The organism is Paraburkholderia dinghuensis (genome assembly GCF_003837865.1).
GTDB classification, from domain to species: Bacteria; Pseudomonadota; Gammaproteobacteria; order Burkholderiales; family Burkholderiaceae; genus Paraburkholderia; species Paraburkholderia dinghuensis.
The window spans coordinates 1-21,980 of record NZ_RQIS01000008.1; the positions used below are offsets into that span (position 1 = coordinate 1).

Here is a 21,980-nt window from a genome sequence, read left to right on the forward strand (position 1 = left end):
GAGCAACTCTGCCTCCTGACCTCCATAAAGTCAGCTCAGAGTACGCAATCGCTCCCTAAAGCTCCACGGTTTCCTGCGATGAACCAAACAAAAGCCCTCTGTCCTGCGGACAGAGGGCTTTTTTATGCGCGACGAATCGCTGTCAGTCGTTCATTGCGTCGGCGCTCGGCTCGGCCGCACCCGATTCGTCGACGACGTGCGAAGAAAGATTCAGGAGCCCATTGCTCTGCGCATACTGGAACAGCTCGGAATCGCGATCGAGCCCCAACTTGCGCATCGCGGTGTTCTTCTGTGTGCTGATCGTCTTGATGCTGCGGTTCAGTTTCTCCGAAATCTCCTTGATGGTCAGACCGGAAACGAACAGCCGCACCACCTCCAGTTCGCGTTTGGAAAGAATCACCTCGTCGTTCTTGCCGCCGTTGTTCAGGCGCAATGAGTCAAGGGCGACTTTGACCTGCGGACTCAGGTATTCGAGCTTGCGGCTCACATGCTGAATCGCGAGGCCGATGTGACTCAGGTCGTCCGATTTGTGTACAACGCCAATTGCACCCAGTTCGCGCAACCGCTTGAGCAGCGCGGGATTTTCGAGCATCGTCAGGACGACGATCGGGATGCCAGGAAAATTCCGACGCAGATAGCCGACAAGCGGCAAACCGTCGCCGTACTGCCCGCCCGGCATGGCGAGGTCAGTGACGAGCACGTCGCACGGAGTCGTTTGCAGCACCTTGACCAGTTCGGTGGACTGGCGCGCACGCGCGACGACCTGAATACCCGGAAACTTGAGAAGCGCGCTCTCCGCGCCAAACAAAATAACCGGATGATCGTCGGCAACCACGACCCTGATTTGCTGCTGCATTACCCCTCCGTGAAAGCTATCCGTCTCTCTTCCGATACATGTCACCCTCGCACATTGAGCACGTGAAAGCCTGGCACAACAAGTTGTCCAGATTGGCAACCAGGGGAGCACGCGATGATAGCGGATTTCCATCGACGCGCCATGATCAGTGAAACGAAGCGTTATTTCTAAATACCGCTATATTGAATCAACTCCGATCAGGAACACAATTCGAAATGTCCCGTCAGATGATTGTGTGCAGTGTATAACGCCAATGCATGCAGGAGACCTGATCAATGGTCCATGTCCAAACCAGCCAGCCGCGTTCAAGCTGCCTTCAGCTCGTCTTGCGTTGTGCGGCACTGACACTCGTCGCTCATGCAAACGACATCACTTACGCAGGCGAGATGTTTTCCCTTTCTAGCACGACATTCCACGACGGCGGGCGTGTCAACACAGCACAGGTCTTCAACGAGGCAGGTTGTGACGGAGGCAACCGCTCGCCGCAACTGACGTGGCGAAACGCGCCGGCAGGCACGCGCAGTTTCGCCGTCACGATGTTCGATCCCGACGCGCCCGGCCGCGGCTGGTGGCACTGGGCGGTCGCCGACATTCCGGCAGGCGTGACGACACTTCCCGAGAACGCGAGTGCATCGGGTGCGGTGAAGTCGGTCGGCGCCGTCGAGGCGCGCAACGACTTCAGTACCGACGGCTACGGTGGTCCATGTCCACCCGCCGGCAAGCCCCATCGCTACGTGGTCACGGTGTACGCGCTCCGCGTCGACAGGCTCGGACTCCCACCAGGCCGCCCAGCGGCGATGTTCGACCACGAAATAACGGGGTCAGCACTCGGCACCGCGCAAATCACGGTCACGTATGGACGCTGAACGGCCTCTTGCCTGCGGGCGTTCGCGATTGCATCACAAGCAGTCAGTCAGCCGCTGGGTCCAATGCGGGCCGGAGCGCGCGAGGGCGCCGCGGAATTCGCCAGGATCGGCGACGCCGCGCGTTGCGTCGCCTGCCTGCACGCTCGAAACAGCGCGCACACCGGGCACGCGACTCGGCCCTTCCGTCCCGTCCGGGAAAATCCCAATTTTTTCCGGCACGGCCCGCACGTTCAGGCTTATCCAGTTCTAAAATACCGTTCCGGCGCCGGACGGGTCAGCCCCGTTGCGTCAGCATCCCGTAATCCCCGCGTTCAGAGAGATTGAGATGAGCACGAAAGTTTTTGTCGACGGACAGGAAGGCACGACCGGCCTGAAGATTTTCGAATACCTGTCAGCGCGCGCCGACGTCGAGATCCTGCGTATCGACGAAGCAAAGCGCAAGGACGTCGCGGAACGCCGTCGCCTCATCAACGCCTCGGATGTCACGTTCCTCTGCCTGCCCGATGTCGCTTCGCGCGAATCGGCGTCGCTGGTCGAGAATGAGCGCACGGTGCTGATCGATGCAAGCACTGCGTTTCGCACGAGCCCCGACTGGGCCTACGGCCTGCCCGAACTCACCCGCGCGCAGCGTGAGCGCGTGCGCACTGCGAAGCGCATCGCCGTGCCGGGCTGCCACGCTTCGGCGTTCGTCCTCGCCATGCGCCCGCTCGTCGAGGCCGGGCTCGTCGCACCCGATTTCGCCGCGCATGCTTATTCGCTGACGGGCTACAGCGGCGGCGGCAAGAAGATGATTGCGGAGTACGAAGCAGGCGACAACGCGAAGCTGATGAGCCCGCGCCCCTACGCGCTCGGACTCACGCACAAGCACCTGCCGGAGATGGCCGCGCACGGCGGTCTTTCGTCCGCGCCGGTGTTTACGCCGATCGTCGGTCCGTTCTACAAGGGCCTCGCGGTCACGACCTATTTCTCGCCGAAGCAGCTCGCGCGCCGTGCGAAGCCACAGGACCTGCAGGCGCTCTTCGCCGAATACTATGCGGGCGAGCAGTTCGTGCGCGTGGCACCATTCAACGCCGACGAAAATCTCGACAACGGTGCCTTCGACGTCCAGGCGAACAACGACACGAACCGCGTCGACCTGTTCGTGTTCGGCAACGATGAGCAATTCGTGACGCTCGCTCGCCTCGACAATCTGGGCAAGGGCGCCTCGGGTGCGGCGATCCAGTGCATGAACCTCGCCATCGGCGCGCCGGAAGAAACCGGCCTGAAACGCTGATCGGCATTGCGTTTGGGGGCTCGCTCCCGGCAGTGCAAAGCAAAACCGGCTCTTGGGGTGCAGTTCACTCGGAGCCGGTTTTTTATGCGCGCTTTCAGGGTCGAAACACACGCACCGCGTACACGAAACGTACGGACGAAAAAAAGCCCGCCAAGTTGGCGGGCTGAATCCATATCAGAGGAGACATGGAGGAGACAGGAACAAGTATATCGACAAACGTGGTGCAATGCAACATGTAAAGTAGTACGGACCCGGATGTCGCTTTCTTGCAACAAATGTCCCGACGACGTCCTACCGGCCGCTCATTGAGAGAATGAACGTAAGCTGATCGAGCCCCACGGGGCGGACCAGATGGACATCGAAGCCCGCCGCCAGCGCCTCGTCGCGGCGACGGATCTCGCCCCAGCCCGTCAGCGCAATGAGCAGCGGCATATGCGCGCCGCACGCGTCGCGCAGGCGGTGCACGATCGTTGCGGGGTCGTCCTCCAGCAACGACAGCGCGACGATCGCCACGTCCGGTACAAAGCGCGCGGCCGCCAGCGCCGCGTCGTCCAGCGTTCGCGCCACGGCGATGGCGTAATCGAGGTCGGTGAGCAGCGTGCCGAGCCCCGTCAGTGATTGTTCGTCGTTATCGGCGATCAGGATGCGCGTATCCACCCGCCCTCTCCCGCGATTGTGGTTGTCATTCGACCCATGCCCTGTTCCGTTCGCTCCGGCGAGCTGCAAGGCCAGATTCCTCCCGCCTCACGACGCCACCCGGCGAGATGTTTGCCATTGTGCCGCTCCACGACAGCCCACATAGTGCGACACCGAGCACTCATATGAGGATTGCGATGCGGCCGAAGCATGGATCCCCTGTACGTTCGGCCAGACGATTCCAATCGTCTCACGTCTATGCATCGCCCGCTGTCTGCCCGGCGCGCCGTGCCGCAACCCGCCCGAGCACCGCGAAATCGCGCTCCCCGTCGCCGTGTGCAACCGCCTCGATCAGGCTGTCGCGCACGACGCTCGCCACGGGCATCGGCGCTGACACCTCGTCCGCCGCCGCGAGCGCGAGTCGCACGTCCTTGAGCCCAAGTCGTGCCTTGAAAAGCGCCGGTTCGTAGCGCCGTTCCGCGATCATCGCGCCGTAGCCCGAGTACACCGGCCCCGGGAACGGCCCGCCCGTCACGACGTCGAGAAAGTCGCGCATCCCGACACCATGGCCCGCGAGCAGCGCCGCCGCCTCACCGAGCGTCTCCACCGCCGACGCCAGCATGAAATTCGCGGCCAGCTTCATCACGTTCGCCTGTTGCGGAAGCGCGCCGATGCGCCAGGTTTTCTGCCCGACAGCGTCGAGAAGCGGCTGCACACGGTCGATAGCAACCGAAGCGCCCGCCGCGACGATCGTGAGTTTCGCGGCCCGCGCGGCGTCCGGGCGGCCAAGCACCGGTGCCGCCACATAGTGCAGGCCGCGTTCGGCATGCTCGCGCGTGAGTTGCGCCGCGAGCGCGACCGAGATCGTCGCCATGTTCACGTGAACGATGTCGCGCGGCGCCGCTTCGAGCAGGGCCGCGTCGACGACGTCACGCACCGCCGCATCATCGGCCAGCATCGACAGGACAGCGTCGCCCGCGAACGCGTCGGCGGGTGTGGCGACCACCTGTGCACCAGCCGCGACGAGCGGCTGCGCGCGTTCTGGCGTCCGGTTCCAGACCCGCACCCGATGTCCCGCCTTCAGCAGATTCGCGGCAATCGCGCTGCCCATATCGCCGAGGCCGATAAATCCGATATCCATCGCATGCTCCTTCGTGCATCGTGTTTCGTGTTGAGAACCGGCAGTAAATCACACGCGACGGTGGACTGCAGCGATCCGGCGCACCGGCGTCCCGTCAGTGCGATACTGGCCGCATGGTTACCGCCACTTTCCGCTTCTACGAGGAGCTGAACGACTTCCTTGCGCGGCCGCTGCGCCGTCGCGAATTCAGTTGCGCGTGCGCACGCAACGCCACCGCGAAGCACATGATCGAAGCGCTCGGCGTGCCGCACACCGAAGTCGAGCTGATCCTCGTGAACGGTGAATCGGTGGGCTTCGAACATCCGCTGGCCGACGGAGACCGCGTCGCCGTCTACCCCAAATTCGAGGCGCTCGATATCCGGTCGCTGCTGCGCGTGCGCGCAGCGCCGCTGCGCGAGTTGCGCTTCGTCGCAGACGCCCATCTGGGCGGCCTCGCGCAGTTACTGCGTCTCGCGGGCTTCGACACGCTCTACGACAACAACTACCCCGACGACGAAATCGAAGCGCTCGCCGCCGCTGAACATCGCATCGTGCTCACGCGCGATCGCGAACTGCTCAAACGCCGCACCATTACGCATGGCTGCTACGTGCGCGCACTCAAGCCACGCGCGCAGTTGCACGAGATCTTCGAACGGCTCGACCTGGCCGCGAGCGCGCGGCCCTTCCGGCTCTGCCTTTCGTGCAACGCGCCGCTGCGATCAATCGAACGCGGCGAGGTGCGCGCACGCGTCCCGGAGGGCGTGTTCGAGCGTCAGACCCGCTTCGTCACCTGCGACGTCTGCCGTCGCGTGTTCTGGGAGGGCTCGCACTGGCAGCGCATGCGCGCGCTGATGGACGTCGTCACGCAGGCCGCGCCGGCCGCGGAAACATGAAACGAAACCCACAGCAAAGTGCGAGCGCGATGGACGCGCCCGGTCGAATGCGTACAATGCGCGCCAATGCCTAACACCGGAGCCGACAGCATGGCCATGAAGAAATTCGACCTTGAGAAGAACAAGGCGCTGAAACTGATGCAATCGACGAACCAGTCGGGGCCCGAGCGCTTCGGCAAAGGCTCGGCGGCAGCGTCCCCAACGCTGGACCGCCGCGAGCGCCGCAAGCTCGATCAGGCGCAGGGGCTCGTACCGTTCGCATGCAAGCTCAACGCCGATCTGGTCGCTCAGTTGAAGTCGCGTGCCGAGAGCCACCCCGGCGGCCTGAACGGCCTCGTGACCGAGTTGATCGAAGCAGGCCTCGCGCGCGACGCGTCGTAACGCTCACGACGATAAAAAAAAGCCAGAGCATCCGCTCTGGCTTTTTCCTGGATCCGCGGCGCCCGACGTTGTGGCCACGCGCGGCGCGATCTCGCGCGACTTAGTTCGGCTGCCCCTTGTCAGCCGTGCCCGCCGCCGACGCGGCTTCCTCGACGGCAGCGCGCTTGCCGTGGTGCTTGAGTTGCTTGTGCTCCTTCTTGGCCTTCGCCGGAGCCGCAGCAGCCGGCGAGGCCGGTGCGGCTTCCGTCGCTTGAGCGAAGGCCTGAACCGAAATCAGTGCCACCGAGGCGGTGACGAGCGAGGCAATCATCTTCTTCATTCAATAATCCCCAAAACTGACAGATTGAGTCGGCGCGTGGTGCATCAAGACCGCGCGAAACCGCCCGCTCGCCGACTCCGGCGGGCGCTCACGCGAGAACAGTAAGTATTGCGTAGCGATCGGACGTTTGTCATCCGTAAAAGGGGACGGTGTATTTACCGGAAGACAATCTGCTTTCAATTCGGATACGATCGAGATCCGTGCGCACCACGCCAGCGCCCACGCGCTGACACCGTTGCCCAGAAAATGGTGCCGCGTCAGTCCTCGAAGAAAGAGAAATCAGCTTGAAATCCGCCTCCCGCCAACACCTGCGCGCCAATCTGCTCATGCTGGCCGCCGCCATGATCTGGGGCTCGGCCTTTGTCGCTCAACGACTGAGCCTCGATGCCATCGGTCCGTTCCTGTTCACCGGCCTGCGCTTCCTGCTCGGCGCTGCGGTCGTCTCCACGCTCGTGTTCGTGCGACGCCAGTCCGCGCGACGCACCCAGGGCGTCCCGCAACCGCCGCTCTTCAATGCCGCGCTCGTGCGCTCCGGCGCCCTGCTCGGCCTGCTGCTCGCTGTGGCGATTTCGCTGCAGCAGATCGGCCTCGGCTATACGAAGATCGCCAACGCGGGCTTCATCAGCTCGCTCTACGTGATCCTCGTGCCGCTGATCGGCGTGCTGCTGCGCCACCGCACCGGTCCCGGCACGTGGCTAGGCGCCGTGCTGGCTGTGATCGGACTCTATCTGCTGAGCATCAACGAGCATTTCTCGATCCTGTACGGCGACTGGTATCAGCTCGGCTGCGCGCTCGTGATCTCGGTCCAGGTGATGCTCGTGGGGCACTACGCGCCGCGCCATGATCCGCTCGTGCTATCTGTCATGCAGTTCGTCACGTGCGGAGTCGTCTGCCTCGCCATTGGCCTTGCGTGCGAGCCCGTGCAGCTTGCGAGCCTCCTGCGCGCCGCGCCCACGATCCTCTATGGCGGCGCACTTTCAGTGGGTGTCGGCTACACGATCCAGGTCGTCGCCCAGCGGGATGCGGCGCCCGCGCATGCCGCCGTTATCTTCAGCATGGAAGGTGTGTTCGCTGCGCTCGCGGGCTGGGCCGTGCTCGGCGAGACGCTCACGCCGCGCGCGCTCGTCGGCTGTGCGCTGATGCTGGCCGGCCTCCTCGCGTGCCAGCTGCTTCCCGCAGGGCTATTTCGCGCCGAACGCGAAACACACCCGCAACCGGCCGAACCGGCCTGACGACATATTTTTCGGTGGCCCCCCTTAATGGAACTGGCCACGAGGATCGGCGACCGCCGTGCACAGCGTTGTCCACACGCGCTTCTGGACAAGCTGGGGACGACCTGGCGAACGCGCTGTGGACCGTTTCTTGATAACTGGCTCACTTGCGTCGACGCGTCAAAAGTTATCCTCGAAGTCCGCTGTGGATTCAGGGTTTTCCCGCACGGCTATCCGTTTCGCAATGACCTGAACCGACAGGCATTTTCGGCGTTGTCCACAGCGAACGGTCGCCCTTGTTAACTGCTACTACATATATATAGATTGAACTTTAAATAGAGATAAGGCGGGACCGTTCAGCGATCGTGAAATGCACGATAAGCCCGAAATCAAGACAATCCGTGGCGCCCGGCGCGTCGGCGAGCATCGACGCAATCCGCCCGGCCGTGCAGGTCTACACGCTCGCCAGCACGAGCGCGCGCGACTTCAGATAGCCGACGATCTGCTTCGCGATGTTCATGTCCGGCGCAGACTAGGCGCCCGACATCAACAGGTCGACGGTAGAGGCGAGATTGCGTAAGCCGGCCGTCGCCAGATTGGCCTCCACCACACCGAAGCACTCGATTCGGCGCGGCACCGGATCGACGATGAAATTGCGTTTGTACCGCCCGAAGCGTTCGCGCGGCAGCAGCCGCTCCGGCGGAATCACCTCGAACGCGGTGCCGATGGCGATGAACAAATCGTCCGGCATCATCGCCGACTGAATGCGCCACAGCGTCTCGTATTCGGGCGCCGCCTCGTTGAAAAACACCACGCCGGGCTTCACGCCGTCCGCGTGGCCGCACGAAGGACATACCGTCTGCGGATCGAGTTTCCCGCCGCTCATCGGAAAACGGTGTTCGCAATCGGTGCACAGGAGGGTGACCATGTCGCCGTGCAGGTGCGTAACCTGACGCGCGCCCGCCTGCTCCAGCAAGTCGTCGATATTCTGCGTGACGAGATGCACGCGTTCCGTACCCCACGTATCCTGCCATTCGGCCAGCAACCGGTGCGCGTCGTTGGGGCGCGCGTCCCCGTACTCGGCAAGACGCTCGTTGTAGAAGCGGAACACCGCCGGCCGGTTACGGCGCCAGGTCAGGTAGTTGCATACCTCGTCGATGCTGTCGCGTGACCAGATGCCGTCGCCCGTGCGGAACGTCGAAATTCCGCTTTCCGCCGAGAGGCCTGCCCCCGAAAATACGTACATGCGGGGCATACGCCGTTGTTGCAGTTCGGCCAATTTCGTCTCCTTGTTGGATCGGCGACATTATGACGCTGCATTGCGCTTCGGGCAGCGAGACGGACAGCACTTTTGTCCTTGCTCATCGTCCCAGGGGCAATATCTATTGGGGTGCGAATCGATTTGCGATTCCTGATGCGACCGTCTCTTGCTTAACGAGATGACATCCCTCGCTTCGATGAAAAACTTGTGCCTTGCATCGGCGATGCGTGGAGGTGAGGCACGTCCGGCAGATCCGAAAAAAAAAGCCGGAGGCGCAAACCTCCGGCTTTGCCTACTGTGTTCAGCAACGGCGCGTCACGCCAGATCGAAGCGATCGAGGTTCATCACCTTGACCCACGCGGCCACGAAGTCGCTGACGAAGCGCTCCTTGCCGTCTGCACTGGCGTATACCTCGGCCAGCGCGCGCAGGACCGAGTTCGAACCGAACACGAGGTCCGCACGGGTGCCGGTCCACCTGGCCTCGCCCGTCTTGCGGTCGTGACCTTCGTAGATATCGCCGGCCGGTCTCCACTCCGTGCTCATGTCGAGCAGATTGACGAAGAAGTCGTTGGTCAGTGCGCCCGGCGTTTTCGTGAACACGCCATGCTTGCTGCCATCGGCATTGATGTTGATGGCGCGCAGGCCGCCAGTCAGCACGGTCATCTCCGGAGCGGTCAGTGTCAGCTGTTGAGCCTTATCGATCAGAAGGGCTTCGGCTGGAACCGGTTGCTGGCCCTTCTCGAAGTTGCGGAAGCCATCGGCGACCGGCTCGAGTACGGCCATCGCAATGGGGTCGGTCTGCTCGGCGGTGGCATCGACGCGGCCCGCCGCAAACGGCACCGTGACGGTGACGCCCGCTGCCCTGGCGGCCATCTCGATGCCGACACTGCCCGCCAGCACGATCACATCGGCGAGCGAGGCCTTGCCCGAAGCCTTCTGGATGGCTTCCAGCTTCGCCAGCGTACTGCGGACCGGCTGGTTGACTGCCCAGTCGTTCTGCGGCGCGAGGCGGATGCGCGCGCCGTTGGCGCCGCCGCGCTTGTCGGAACCGCGGAACGTCGAGGCCGACGCCCACGCTACCGCAACCAGCTCCGAAGCCGACAGGCCCGACGCGGCGATCTTCGCCTTCAGATCGGCGATATCGGCGTCGCCCGGCTTGTGCGTCGCCGCCGGCAGCGGATCCTGCCACAACAGATCTTCACGCGGCACTTCAGGGCCCATGTAGCGTGCTTTCGGGCCCATGTCGCGGTGGGTCAGCTTGTACCAGGCGCGCGCAAAGGCTTCGGCGAACGCCTGCGGATTGTTCAGGAAGCGGCGCGAGATCTTCTCGTAGGCCGGGTCGATGCGCAGCGACAAGTCGGTCGTGAGCATGGTCGGCCTGCGTTTGGGCGCGTCGGCCGTCGGCCCCGGGACGACTGCATCGGCGTCCTTGGCCACCCACTGGATTGCGCCGGCGGGGCTCTTCTCCTGCACCCATTCGTACTTGAACAGGTTTTCGAAGAAGTAGTTGCTCCATTGCGCGGGCGTTTGCGTCCACGTGACTTCGATGCCGCTGGTGATTGCGTCGATCCCCCTGCCCGAGCCGAACGTGCTGGCCCAGCCGAGACCCTGCGCTTCGAGCGGCGCGGCTTCGACAGCCTCTCCCACATTGCTTGCCGGGCCGGCGCCGTGCGTCTTGCCGAACGTGTGACCGCCGGCGATCAGCGCGACCGTTTCTTCGTCGTCCATCGCCATGCGCGCGAAGGTCTCGCGGATGTCGACCGCCGCCGAGACCGGATCGCCATTGCCGTCCGGACCTTCCGGATTCACGTAGATCAGGCCCATCTGCACCGCGGCGAGCGGGTTGTCGAGATCGCGCTCGCCCGAGTAGCGGCTGTGGGGATTGTTGGTCGGCGCGAGCCAGGTCGTCTCGGCGCCCCAGTAGACGTCCTGGTCCGGTTCCCACGTATCCTCGCGGCCGGCGCCGAAACCGAAGGTGCGGAACCCCATCGTTTCGAGCGCGACGTTGCCGCTCAGGATCATCAGGTCACCCCACGAAATCTTCTGGCCGTACTTCTGCTTGATCGGCCACAACAGGCGGCGCGCCTTGTCGAGACTGACGTTGTCAGGCCACGAGTTCAGCGGCGCGAAACGCTGCTGGCCCCGGCCGGCGCCGCCACGGCCGTCGCCCGTGCGGTAGGTGCCGGCAGCGTGCCAGGCCATGCGGATGAATAGCGGGCCGTAGTGACCGAAGTCGGCAGGCCACCAGTCCTGCGAGTCGGTCATGAGTGTGCGCAGGTCGGCCTTGAGGGCTTCGTAGTCGAGCTTCCTGAATTCTTCGCGGTAGTTGAACTTGCGCCCCAGCGGGTCCGATTTTTCGGAGTGCTGGTTGAGCAGGTCGACGCGCAGTTGATTCGGCCACCAATGCTGGTTGGTCGTACCGCTACCGGCGGCCTGGCTGGCAGGCGAAGCGTGGCCGGTAAAAGGGCATTTGGATTCGGCTGACATCGTTTCCTCACTTCGTGGATGGTCACGGTGCCGCGCCAGCTACATGCATCGCTTGCGGGCACGGGCAGTCAACAAAGAATAGCGGAACGCCGTCGTACGTATATTTGAAATGCGCTATGGCACCGATTGCCCCCCGTGCCTGTCAGGCGCTGGCCCAGAGAACGATTGATCCGGCCGCCAGCAGCAAGTTCAGGCAGCACATTCCCGGTAGCCACCGCATATCGGATCGTGCTGCGCGATGGAGCGCCCGCAAGGTCCGGATGGAAATCAGAAAGTAAGAGCACACGACAGAAAGCCCCTCCCGCGCTGTGGCGAAAGGGGCTTTCCTGATTGTGCGAAACAGCGTGTTGTCGTGAGGAGCGAAGCCGTTAAGCAGCTTTACGGTGGTAGTGCCGCAGCTTCTCCTCAAAGCGGCGCGGCTGGCTAAAACTGGACACCCGCTTCAGATAGCCGATGATGCGTGTTGCAAAGTCGACATTGCGACTGCCGCAGTTCTCGCACTCGTGGCGAGTCTTCTTGTCGATATGACCGCAATCGTTACAGATCGTGGTCTTCACGTTGACACACCAGTAGTTGCAGCCCGTACGCGCGGCGACGCCGAACAGCTTCAAATACCCCGCTTCGGTCAGTCGCTCATCCAGATTCAGGTGCAGCGCCGAACCGCCATCGAGGTACTGGATGACCTCCTTGCCATGCAGCTGGAACTTGTCGAGTGCGTTGGTCTCGAGATCCTCGACCACATAGAAGTACGAGTTGTAGCAGTCGCGGGTCACCTTGTAGCCCGCCGCCCGATCCCATTTCGCGTTCTTCGGACCCAGATTTTCAGCCGGAACGAACTCGGTATTGAAGCGGTGGCCAAACTCGGCATGCGCTGCCCGGTTCAGGTCGTAAATCACCTTGAGCTGCTTTTGCACGAAGCCGATGTATGCCTCATTGGGGCCAATTTCCAGCCCGAGGGACTCGGCAGCTTCCACCATGCCGTTGATGCCGATGGTCAGATACTGCTTGTCCATCGAAATGAACCCGGCGTCGTAGACGGGCAGCATGCCAGCCGCCTGATACTTCTCCATCAGCTTGCGATGAGCCAACTGATAGCGCTGGATCTTGCGAATTTCAGTCGCGAGGTCGCGCTTGTCCTGCACCAGCCGGTTCATGTTCAGCGTGATGACGTTCAGCGACCCGGTAGAGACACCACCGGCACCCAGTGTGTAGCTGAATTCCGTATCCGTGAATTCGTTGCGCAGCCGGCAGCAACTGGCCAGGCTATCCGCCGATTCGCTCATGTAGACGAAGAAGCTATTGCCCTCGCTCATCGAACGCGCGCAGTCTCGTGCAAACGTTTGATCCACCGGTTGACCGTCTTTCACCAGCATGGCGGCCGTAACGACCGGGAACGTAAGCACAGCTTTCGTGCGTTCCTGATTGAACCAGTCCATGAAGAACCGTTGCAGACCGCTGATGCTTTCCCATTGCGGCGCGCTCATATCCGGGAAAACAAACGTGCCGAACATGCTTTCGAAGTACGGCTGGTCGTACAGCGAGATGTTCCAGAACACACTCTGGTAACCGCGAGCGGCGGCCGGCTGGTTCAGCGCGTACACGACGTGCTGCAAGTGGTTTTCGACCCGCGAGCGATGCGTGTTCAGGTAATCGTCGCCATAGTCCTTGCGGCAGAAGTAGTCGAAGTAAAGGAGAAATTCGACGGTTGCGACTGCACCCGCAAACTGCGCGCTCACAGCGAACACGAAATTGATGAAGGTGCCGCAGAACGATTCGATGTGTTTCGGCGCCTTCGACTCACCACCCAGCTTGGTCAGACCATCGAGCAGCAGCGGATACATGCTCACGGACACGCAATAGGGCCGCAGCGATGTCTCGTCATGCACATATATTTCGTGATCCGTAATTTGCCTGATGTACTCTTCGGCCAGTTCATCGCCAAACATCGCCGAGATCTCCTGGCTTATCAGGCGCCGGTTGATCTGGATATTGAAATCCTTGTGCAACTCGGCTTCCAGCGTCGCGATGTTCTTGTCCTGCACGTTGGCGTTGGCGTCCAGTGCTGCGCCATCGGCGGCCGTAGCCGCTTCCGCATAGTGCCGCAGGAAATCCAGTTTTTGGTCCACCTGGGTGCCGGTCAGTTGTGTAAACATCGAAGCTCCTTAATCCCAAAACAAGGGGGTGAGGTCCGTGCCCGTCGGCACGTGTGTTAGTCGTTGATTCGTGGTTTTCTGGTTCAGACCGCCAAGCCTGGCAACATAAGGACCGGTCTTCAGATAATCGAGCATCTGCTCGAGCGCGGGTGCCAGCCGCTCTTCGCCGGTGTACAACGCAACCTTGTAGCCGAGACGTCTGGCCAGACCGAGGTACTCCGGCAACGCCGCCTCCCATTCGCCTCCCATGAACAGCACGCACGAAGCCAGGCCCTTATAGCGCTGGAGCCATGCGTCGAAAGTTTCCAGGCTCAACGCATCTCCGGCCGCAGCGTCCTGCAATACCTTGGAGTGGCACCCCGCGCATGCGAGCGGGCAGCCAGTCATGAAAAATCCCAGGCAGATTTCGTTGGGTATCTCCTGAAACAGTACGTCGATAGCGACTTGCCGCATTGGTACGACCTTTATCGAGATGACGAATCGTATACTAGATATAGTTGCCAAAAAGACAGATGGCACAACATATTGTGCAAATATGACATAAGTCAAATCCACGGGAGAGGCCATAATTTTTCTCGTTAGCCACCTGAACTGCAGTCGAACACCATGCGTCACGAGTAGGGATGCAGCGATCCAATCCGGGGGCGACGGATGCTCGTGGACGTCGTGGGCCTCAGTCGCGAGGTGACGAAGGACGGGGCGTGTGGGCGAAGATTGGCGCTACTGAGGTATTCCCGCGACTACTGAGGGTCAAGAGAATAGCGAGCAAATTCTGCGGTCACGCGATGGCTGATCAGTTACTTCGCATTACTGATAGTCACGAAAGAGGCTCGGGACACAAAAATGCGACGCGGCACAGTTCGGCAGTGTCTGACAAACGCCAGTGGCCGGCACGCCGGACTTACCCGGCCAGGCTACGCAGCATGTTTACAGCAGCGACCACGTTAGTGAGAGTCGGCATCGCGCGTTACCGGCCCGCGCTCAGTTCCCGCTGTCGTCGCACTCGCGCGTCTTCCTCAAGACGTGTCGCTTCAAGTTCCTGCAGCACTCCATCGAGATCCACAGGTCGTGCGTCGACTTCAATGCGACCGGTCAGTTCGGTGTCGACATGCAGCAGCCCTGCTTCAAAGAGCGCCCAGATCTCCGCGCCATAACTCGCGGTGAGTATTTGCGGTGCAAACCGTCCGAAGTACGCAGCCAGGTTGTCGACGTCCCGCTTGAGCATCGAGGCGGCTTCGTTGTTGCCTGCTGCGTCGACAGCCTGTGGCAGATCAATGATCACCGGCCCGTCCGCTGCCAGCAGGATGTTGTATTCCGACAGGTCCCCGTGGATTACGCCCGCGCAGAGCATGCGGACAACCTGGTTCAGAAGCAGCGCATGCAGTTCGAGGGCGCGGGCTTCGGTCAGATCGACGTCGTTGAGCCGTGGTGCGACGTCACCCGCCTCGTCGACCACCAGTTCCATCAGCAACACGCCGTCGGTGCAAATATAGGGTTGCGGCACGCGCACACCTGCGTTGGCGAGCCGGAACAGCGCGTCCACTTCAGCGTTTTGCCATGACGCTTCCTGCATCTGACGGCCGTAGCGCGTACCTTTTTCCATCGCCCGCGCCTGCCTGCTGTTCTTGACCTTGCGACCGTCCCGATACGACGTGGCTTGCCGAAAACTGCGCTGCTTCGCGTCCTTGTAGACCTTGGCGCAACGCGTCGATTCACCGCTGCGTACGACGAAGACTGTTGCCTCCTTGCCGCTCATCAACTGGCCGATGACTTCGTCAATCAGTCCTTCTTCGAAAAGCGGTGCAAGTCGTTTGGATATTTTCATATGATCGTCGGCCGCAGCTCATGGAACGTGCATTCCGCGCGCGTGGATGGTGAGTGGCCCGATGAGGTATGCGCGACCAACAAACCGATGAATCGAGAAGTTGGTGCTGCCGGCCGCAAGCTTGCTGCGTTGGAGGGGGATGGAGTCATGCCGGAGTATAAGGGTGGCCGAGGACGAGCCGCCGCAAATCTCCCGGCGACTGCGTAGATGCATTGCCCCACAGATCCAGACCGCTCCCTGCCTGGCACGACGGGCAGTACGCCCCGATCCGGCCAGCGGACCCCGTGGCACCGTAACGGCCGCGTCCAGGTGCGAATTCAACCGGCCGTCGTTCCTGCCTGAGAGCCGGCATCGCCACTTGCAGTCGAATTCCAGTGTTGCGGATCAGGTCTGCAGCGCAGGCAACGTCGTTTCATAATCGCTTCGGCGTCGTCAGCGCCGACGTACGATCCTTTTCCCTCAGGCGGCCGTATTTGTGCGCGGCGTTTATGCCGAGGCGCCGATAGTGGTGAACTCATGATGGTAAACTTGAACAAAGAGGGCGGCTACGTTGATCAGGCCCTCGGTTTCGTCCTCCCTATCCGGCATCAGCTTCTTCGCCTTCCACTAGTCGGCGATAGCGCGCCGCCCAACGGCGGCTTGCGCGGGCGAGGCCGTTCGATGCATTGAGCGTCTGCCGATTCGCTCAATCCGCTCGCGGGCTTGTTTGACGACGACGCCGGGGCGCAAGAGTCTTGCCCAGGCGAGCCTCGCTTCATGTGCTGATCCTGAAGTAGCTTGAGTTGCCCGACCGGGTCAGTTGGCAGCCCCGCGTACAGCTTTTCCCAATAATGGAAGGTCCGCATCCAAGATGCCCACGGGGCGAACAACGTCGCCATCGGCGTGCCGCTCTCCGCCTGTTTCAACATCGCCACGATTGCGTGGTGACCGCATCCCAGTACTCATGTTACGTCTAAGCGAAGTCAAACTCCCCCTCGACCATGCCGAAAGTGATCTCGAAGCCGCGATCCGCGCGCGCCTCACGGATCTCGGCGTGGCGGAAGACGGGCTCCTCCGTTACACGGTGTTCCGCCGTGCGCACGATGCACGCAAGCGCTCGGACATCAAGCTGACGTATATCGTCGATGTCGAAGTCAAGGACGAAGCGGCCGCGCTCAAGCGGCTCGCTGGCCACCCGCATTGCGGGGTGACGCCGGACATGGCCTACCGCTTTGTCGCGAAGGCCGCCGGGCACACGACTTCCCTGCGCCCGGTCGTAATCGGCATGGGACCGTGCGGCCTGTTCGCAGGACTTATCCTGGCGCAGATGGGATTCCGCCCTATCATCCTCGAACGTGGCAAAGCCGTGCGTGAGCGCACCAAGGACACGTTTGGACTTTGGCGCAAGAGCGTACTCAACCCTGAATCCAACGTACAGTTCGGCGAAGGCGGGGCCGGAACGTTTTCCGACGGCAAGCTTTACAGCCAGATCAAGGATCCGAACCACTATGGCCGCAAGGTGCTGGACGAATTCGTCAAGGCTGGCGCACCGGAGGACATTCTCTACCTGAGCCGGCCGCACATCGGCACTTTCCGCCTCGTCAGCATGGTGGAAAAAATGCGCGCCAACATTGAGGAACTGGGGGGCGAAGTGCGCTTCGAAACCCGGGTCGACGACATTGAAATCGATCAGGGCAAGGTGCGGTCGCTCAAACTCTCGAACGGCGAAACGCTGCGGTGCGACCACGTGGTGCTGGCCGTGGGCCACAGTGCGCGCGACACCTTCCAGATGCTGCACGATCGCGGTGTGTACATCGAAGCCAAGCCGTTTTCACTGGGTTTTCGCATCGAACATCCGCAGAGGCTGATCGATCGCGCGCGCTTCGGCAAGTTTGCGGGCCACAAGGAACTCGGCGCGGCCGACTACAAGGTGGTCCATCACTGCAGCAATGGACGGGCGGTCTATAGCTTTTGCATGTGCCCAGGCGGCACGGTGGTCGCGGCGACCTCGGAGCCTGGCCGCGTGGTTACCAATGGCATGAGCCAGTATTCGCGAGCCGAGCGCAACGCGAATGCGGGCATCGTCGTCGGCATCACGCCGGAAGACTTTCCCGGCGGTCCCCTGGCGGGCATCGCGTTCCAGCGCAAATGGGAAGAGCGCGCATTCGAACTCGGCGGCGGCGATTACCATGCGCCGGGTCAACTGGTCGGTGACTTCATCGCTGGCCGCCCGTCGACGTCGCTTGGCTCCGTGGTGCCGTCGTACAAGCCTGGCGTGCGCCCGACCGATCTCAGCACGGCGCTCCCCGACTACGTGATTGAAGCAATCCGTGAAGCGCTACCCCAGATCGACAAGAAGATCGCCGGCTTCGCGATGCATGATGCCGTGCTCACCGGCGTGGAGACGCGCACTTCGTCACCAATCCGGGTTCGACGCAGAGACGATTACCAGAGCATGAACGTCGAAGGTCTGTATCCGGCCGGCGAAGGCGCGGGGTATGCGGGCGGTATCTACTCGGCGGCCATCGATGGCATCGAAGTAGCGCAAGCGTTGGCGCTCAATCTGACGTCAGCGCACGCGTCCTGATATGCCGGGCAGGATCGGCGCGCGAAGGTCCGATAGCTGAGTGAAGCCGACTTTAGAATGGCCGTTGGCGCTCAAGGTCGCACGACCGCAGCTGGCCGATATCCTGCATTGGGGCGCGCTTGTCTGCACCTTTGCTGAAGTCCTTGGCGAGCGTCCGCGCTTCGCCTCCCATGCAACGCCCGCCGCCCGCCTGAGGGAATCTCAGACGATGACCTTCTGCTATGCGGCAGCCTGCTCGCGCATGCGACGGGCTTCGTCGCGCAGGAACTGCTGGTAATCGTCCAGATCGCCGTCGAAGGGCTCGACGCCGCCCTTGGTGACCAGCCAGAACTCATCACATACGGCGCGCAACAGGGCCCGGTCGTGACTGACCAGCATCACCGTGCCTTCAAATTCGTTGAGCGCCATGCCTAGCGCTTCGCGTGTGGCCAGGTCGAGGTGGTTGGTAGGCTCGTCGAGCAGCAGCAGATTGGGGCGCTGCCACACGATCATGCACAACACGAGCCGCGCCTTTTCGCCGCCGCTCATCGTGTTGACCGCCTGATGGACCATGTCGCCACTGAAGTTAAAGGTGCCGAGGAAGGTGCGAAGCGATTGTTCGGTGCCACTCTGGCCGGGCGCGCGCATGTGCGGCGGCGTGTCCCTGGCAAGGCGGATCATGTGTTGCATCGGCGTGTCGAGCGGACGCAGCACGTCGAGTTCCTGCTGTGCGAAGTAGCCGATGTTCAGCCCTTTGCCTTCGCTGATTTCGCCAGCAATCGGCGCCAGTGAGTGCGCCACCGTCTTCACCAGCGTGGACTTGCCCTGGCCGTTGGCCCCGAGGATGCCGATGCGCTGCCCGGCCAGCACGGATCGGTTGATGCCCCGCACGATGACCGTGGGCGGCGTGCCCGGCAGTGCGTCGGTCGGCGCCGGGTAGCCGAAGCTCGCGTCCAGCATCGACACCAGCGGGTTCGGGACGTTGAGCGGCTCCTTGAACTCGAAGGTGAACTCTGCGTCGGCAAGCACGGGGGCGATCTTCTCCATGCGTTCGAGCGCCTTGACCCGGCTCTGTGCCTGCTTCGCCTTCGAGGCCTTGGCCTTGAAACGGTCGATGAATTTCTGCAGGTGGGCGATCTTGTCCGCCTGCCTGGCCATCGCGGCCTGCTGCAACACGAGTTGCTCAGCGCGCATCTCTTCGAACTTGCTGTAGTTGCCGCCATAACGCACGAGCCTCGCGTTGTCGACGTGCACCGTCACCTGCGTCACCGCGTCGAGGAATTCGCGATCGTGGCTGATCACGACCAGGGTTCCTTGATAGCGCTTGAGCCAGGCTTCCAGCCAGACCAGCGCGTCGAGGTCGAGGTGATTGGTCGGCTCGTCGAGCAGCAGCAGGTCGGACGGGCACATGAGCGCGCGCGCCAGCTGCAGTCGCATGCGCCAGCCGCCGGAGAAACTGTTGACCGGCTGGCTAAGCTGCGCATCACTGAAGCCAAGGCCCAGAATCAGCGCTTGGGCACGTGCGGGGGCATCGTGCGCACCGGCGTCGTGCAGGTCCATGTAGGCGTGCGCCATGCGCATACCATCGTCACTGGCCTCAGCGGCGGCTACTTCGGCCTGCGCGGCCAGCAGCGCGGTGTCCCCCTCGACTACGAAGTCGGTCGCGCTCTGCTCGGTCTCGGGCATCTCCTGCGCGACCTGGCCCATCTTCCACGCAGCGGGAATCGAGAACTCGCCGCTATCTTCGTGCAGCGTGCCGTTGAGAAGGCCGAAGAAGGACGACTTGCCGGCGCCATTGCGGCCGACAAGACCAATCTTTTCGCCGGGGGTAAAGGTGATGGACGCGTTGTCGAGTACGACATTAACACCGCGGCGCAGCGTGAGGTTACGGACGGAAATCATAAGGAGCTACTTCGGAGAGGATTCGCATGATAGCCGACCGGACGTGCAGGGCTGTTTCTTTTCTGAGCCGCTTGCGCTTCGCGGCGCCCACCGGCGTACCGGCTGCGGGGCCAGCGAACATAGCGGTGAATGACGGCTCTTGGCCGGCTGTACGCGACCCTCTCCGGACCTTGGGCCCGGTGTCATTTGGACGGCTGTTTTGAGGCTTTAGCGGCCAACCACGCGCCTGAGTCCAGCGGGCGAATCATTGCCCATAATTGTTATTCGCGGACCGCTATCGTAGGTCGATCGCACTGTCTGGCGCGGAGCCGACGTCCGTAGTTGGTATGCGCTGTGCAAAGGCGACCAATTTCAGAAACACGCGCATCATGGGACATGTTCCGGGTCGCGCGCGGCCATCGGGTCGGCAGGGTGTGGCTGGGCGGATAGGAGGACACCATGCCTTTCACTCCCATGTTCAAGCTGTTCGCCAGCCTGGCGTACACGATCGCCCTGCTCGGAGCGGGATCGGCTGGTGCAGCGCAGCACCCGGCCCCGGCATCTGCGGCAAAGCCTGCACCGGTGCGCCGGCTCAGCGTACCCACCGCGCCCTGGCAAGGTGACTTCAACGCGATGCTCGAGCGGCGCCAGCTTCGCGTGCTGGTGCCCTACAGCCGCACGCTTTATTTCATTGACAAGGGGCACGAGCGCGGCCTGACCGCGGAACTCACGCGTGATTTCGAACGCTATATCAACAAGACCTACGCGAAGCGCCTTGGCAAGCGTCCGTTCACGGTGCTCCTGATTCCGACGACTCGCGACCGGCTGTTGCCTAACCTGAACGCCGGTCTGGGCGACATCGCCGCGGGCAATCTCACGGTTACCGACGAGCGGTTGAAACTGGTCGACTTCTTTACGCCGCCCGACCGCAAACCGGTGCGCGAACTGGTCGTGACGGGACCGCAGTCGCCCGCGCTCTCAACACTGGACGACATGGCCGGCAAGACAGTGCATGTGCGACGCTCGTCGAGCTACTATGAGAGCCTCGCTGCGCTCGACAGCCAACTGCGCGGGCGCGGCAAGCCTCCCTTAAAGATCGTGCTTTTGCCTGACGCGCTTGAAGATGAAGACGCGCTCGAAATGCTCAACGCGGGTCTGCTGCAGATTCTGGTGGTTGACGACTGGAAGGTCAACCTGTGGGCTCAGGTATTGCCGAACATAACGGTGCACGACAATCTCAGCGTGCGAACCGAGGGCTATACAGGCTGGGCAATGCGCAAGAATAGTCCGCAACTGCGGGACGCGATTGCGGAGTTCTTTCTCAAGCATGTAAAGAAGCAGGGCATCGAAGAGTATCGCCTCGAGATGTACATGCGGCATTTCAGGCAGATTCGCAACAACGATGAGGTTGAAGAGCTACGGCGCTTCGAGCAGACGGTCGCGATCTTCCAGACGTATGGCCGGGAATATGGCTTTGATCCCTTGATGCTCGCCGCGCAAGGCTTTCAGGAATCGCAGCTTAAGCAGAGCGCCCGAAGCCGCGCCGGGGCAGTCGGCATCATGCAGATCACGCCAGCTACTGGCAGGCAGATGAATGTGGGCAACATCCACGTGACGGAGTCCAACATCCACGCTGGGGCCAAATACATGGATCAGCTGATGACCCGCTATTTTCCGGACGCGCACTTCAGTGGGGATGACCGGTCGCTTTTCGCCTTCGCGAGTTACAACGCGGGTCCGTCAAAAATCGCCAGAATGCGCGACGAGGCGTTGCAACTCCGGCTCGATCCGGACAAGTGGTTCAACAATGTGGAGATCGTCGTCGCCGAGAAGATCGGCATGGAGACCCCCACCTACGTGCGCAACATCTATAAAAACTACGTATCGTATCGACTGATTACAGAGGCCCAGGCCGCACGCGCAAAGGCAGTCGGGACTGTACGCAGGTGACGTGTATTGGAATTTTCCAAGGGATGCCGCCGCACTGGTCTGCGAATAACCAGCCACACCGTAGCCACGCCGAGCCGTTGGTCAGAAGTGCGTCCCACGCACGAGTTTCAGGCGAAGCGTTCGGTCGCGACACGAATGGCTCCCTGGCGATGCGGAACCGCCGCCTGATCGTCCGGATAATGGTGACGACGAATGACCCTTCATGGCTGCGGATTCAACCCGTCGATGCAACAGCAACTCATCAACTCCGCATCCACAGCCGGTCCGGTTACCAACAGAGCCCCCAGACTCGACTTGAGTCTCATCGGGATAAGGCACATGAG

Annotated in this window: 16 protein-coding genes and 1 pseudogene; 7 read left to right on the forward strand and 10 right to left on the reverse strand. The window is 62.1% G+C overall.

Features of this window, described 5'->3' with window-relative positions:
* Positions 1-142 precede the first annotated feature (142 nt).
* On the reverse strand, positions 143-856 hold the full coding sequence (locus tag D1Y85_RS12275) for a response regulator (RefSeq protein ID WP_124151340.1): 714 nt from the start codon (positions 854-856) through the stop codon (positions 143-145).
* A 275-nt stretch (positions 857-1,131) separates the two neighbouring features.
* Here D1Y85_RS12275 and D1Y85_RS12280 point away from each other — a divergent pair, with 275 nt between their 5' ends.
* Both D1Y85_RS12280 and argC read left to right on the forward strand, forming a co-directional pair.
* A complete protein-coding gene (locus tag D1Y85_RS12280; RefSeq protein WP_124151341.1) occupies positions 1,132-1,722 on the forward strand; it encodes a YbhB/YbcL family Raf kinase inhibitor-like protein in 591 nt (196 codons plus the stop codon).
* A gap of 325 nt (positions 1,723-2,047) precedes the next feature.
* Positions 2,048-2,995, forward strand: coding sequence for an N-acetyl-gamma-glutamyl-phosphate reductase (gene argC, locus D1Y85_RS12285; protein WP_124151342.1), 948 nt, complete (start codon positions 2,048-2,050; stop codon positions 2,993-2,995).
* 291 nt (positions 2,996-3,286) lie between these two features.
* On the opposite strand, the gene D1Y85_RS12290 is transcribed toward argC, so the two are convergent.
* Together D1Y85_RS12290 and D1Y85_RS12295 are read right to left on the reverse strand one after the other, a co-directional pair.
* Positions 3,287-3,652 (reverse strand): response regulator, encoded by a 366-nt coding sequence (locus tag D1Y85_RS12290; RefSeq protein WP_185218968.1) that lies wholly within the window; start codon positions 3,650-3,652, stop codon positions 3,287-3,289.
* Between the two features lie 235 nt (positions 3,653-3,887).
* A pseudogene (locus tag D1Y85_RS12295) lies at positions 3,888-4,793 on the reverse strand (NAD(P)-dependent oxidoreductase); the annotation flags it as partial.
* Positions 4,794-4,885: 92 nt separating this feature from the next.
* On the opposite strand from D1Y85_RS12295, the gene D1Y85_RS12300 reads away from it, so the two are divergent.
* Positions 4,886-5,644 carry a Mut7-C RNAse domain-containing protein gene (locus tag D1Y85_RS12300; RefSeq protein ID WP_124151345.1) on the forward strand — a complete coding sequence of 253 codons (759 nt, stop codon included), beginning with the start codon at positions 4,886-4,888 and terminating at the stop codon, positions 5,642-5,644.
* Between the two features lie 90 nt (positions 5,645-5,734).
* Entirely contained in the window at positions 5,735-6,025 is a 291-nt protein-coding gene (locus tag D1Y85_RS12305; RefSeq protein WP_124151346.1) for a hypothetical protein, read from the forward strand.
* Positions 6,026-6,125: 100 nt separating this feature from the next.
* Here the strand turns inward: D1Y85_RS12305 and D1Y85_RS12310 are convergent, their stop codons facing one another.
* Positions 6,126-6,344, reverse strand: coding sequence for a hypothetical protein (locus D1Y85_RS12310; protein WP_124151347.1), 219 nt, complete (start codon positions 6,342-6,344; stop codon positions 6,126-6,128).
* Positions 6,345-6,628: 284 nt separating this feature from the next.
* On the opposite strand from D1Y85_RS12310, the gene D1Y85_RS12315 reads away from it, so the two are divergent.
* Positions 6,629-7,576, forward strand: a complete 948-nt coding sequence (locus tag D1Y85_RS12315; RefSeq protein ID WP_124151348.1) for a DMT family transporter — start codon at positions 6,629-6,631, stop codon at positions 7,574-7,576.
* Positions 7,577-8,087: 511 nt separating this feature from the next.
* Here the strand turns inward: D1Y85_RS12315 and D1Y85_RS12320 are convergent.
* The 5 genes from D1Y85_RS12320 to D1Y85_RS12340 all read right to left on the reverse strand — a co-directional run bounded on the left by D1Y85_RS12320 (position 8,088) and on the right by D1Y85_RS12340 (position 15,281).
* Entirely contained in the window at positions 8,088-8,834 is a 747-nt protein-coding gene (locus tag D1Y85_RS12320; protein WP_246024894.1) for an SIR2 family NAD-dependent protein deacylase, read from the reverse strand.
* Between the two features lie 297 nt (positions 8,835-9,131).
* The gene (gene katG / locus D1Y85_RS12325) at positions 9,132-11,303 is read right to left on the reverse strand and encodes a catalase/peroxidase HPI (protein WP_124151349.1); all 2,172 of its coding nucleotides are present in this window, start codon (positions 11,301-11,303) and stop codon (positions 9,132-9,134) included.
* A 368-nt stretch (positions 11,304-11,671) separates the two neighbouring features.
* Positions 11,672-13,456, reverse strand: a complete 1,785-nt coding sequence (gene nrdD, locus D1Y85_RS12330; RefSeq protein WP_124151350.1) for an anaerobic ribonucleoside-triphosphate reductase — start codon at positions 13,454-13,456, stop codon at positions 11,672-11,674.
* Between the two features lie 9 nt (positions 13,457-13,465).
* Positions 13,466-14,023: a 4Fe-4S cluster-binding domain-containing protein gene (locus tag D1Y85_RS12335; protein ID WP_342773469.1), complete on the reverse strand. Its 558-nt coding sequence runs from the start codon at positions 14,021-14,023 to the stop codon at positions 13,466-13,468.
* Between the two features lie 400 nt (positions 14,024-14,423).
* Complete coding sequence (locus D1Y85_RS12340) at positions 14,424-15,281, reverse strand: PA4780 family RIO1-like protein kinase (protein ID WP_124151352.1); 858 nt, start codon at positions 15,279-15,281, stop codon at positions 14,424-14,426.
* 943 nt (positions 15,282-16,224) lie between these two features.
* Between D1Y85_RS12340 and D1Y85_RS12345 the strand changes: the two genes are divergently transcribed.
* Positions 16,225-17,847: an NAD(P)/FAD-dependent oxidoreductase gene (locus D1Y85_RS12345; RefSeq protein ID WP_124151353.1), complete on the forward strand. Its 1,623-nt coding sequence runs from the start codon at positions 16,225-16,227 to the stop codon at positions 17,845-17,847.
* A 219-nt stretch (positions 17,848-18,066) separates the two neighbouring features.
* On the opposite strand, the gene D1Y85_RS12350 is transcribed toward D1Y85_RS12345, so the two are convergent.
* A complete protein-coding gene (locus tag D1Y85_RS12350; protein ID WP_124151354.1) occupies positions 18,067-19,728 on the reverse strand; it encodes an ABC-F family ATP-binding cassette domain-containing protein in 1,662 nt (553 codons plus the stop codon).
* Between the two features lie 453 nt (positions 19,729-20,181).
* On the opposite strand from D1Y85_RS12350, the gene D1Y85_RS12355 reads away from it, so the two are divergent.
* Positions 20,182-21,657: an MltF family protein gene (locus D1Y85_RS12355; RefSeq protein ID WP_124151546.1), complete on the forward strand. Its 1,476-nt coding sequence runs from the start codon at positions 20,182-20,184 to the stop codon at positions 21,655-21,657.
* Positions 21,658-21,980 lie beyond the last annotated feature (323 nt).